1 protein-coding gene is annotated in these 290 nt (G+C 67.9%); it reads right to left on the reverse strand.

The annotated features are described in order from the left end of the window. Positions 1–19: 19 nt before the first annotated feature. A partial coding sequence (locus UK12_RS42745; RefSeq protein ID WP_045307339.1) for a hypothetical protein occupies positions 20–290 on the reverse strand: 271 nt, incomplete at its 5' end.

Genomic DNA, 290 nt, shown 5'->3' on the forward strand with positions numbered 1-290 from the left:
GCTCCGCACTTCGAACGTGTCAGGTTTCGTTGCTGTCGAGGGCAATGTCGATGAGGCTCGCCACGTCCATCGTGTCGATCAGGTCCAACTCATCGCCGCCGCTGGGGATCGAGCTGTCGTCGCCGGGACTGGCGAGCTGCAGCAGGGTTTCCAGGAGTCCCACCTCCCGGAACCGGGCCAGCGAGATGCGATCCAGCGCCGCTCGCAACTCGGCCTCCTGGGGATCGAGGGCCGCCGCCCGGACGCTGTCCGGGAAGAGTTCGTCCCGCACGTGCTCGGCGAGGGCGGCA

The organism is Saccharothrix sp. ST-888, from assembly GCF_000955975.1.
Taxonomy (GTDB): Bacteria; Actinomycetota; Actinomycetes; order Streptomycetales; family Streptomycetaceae; genus Kitasatospora.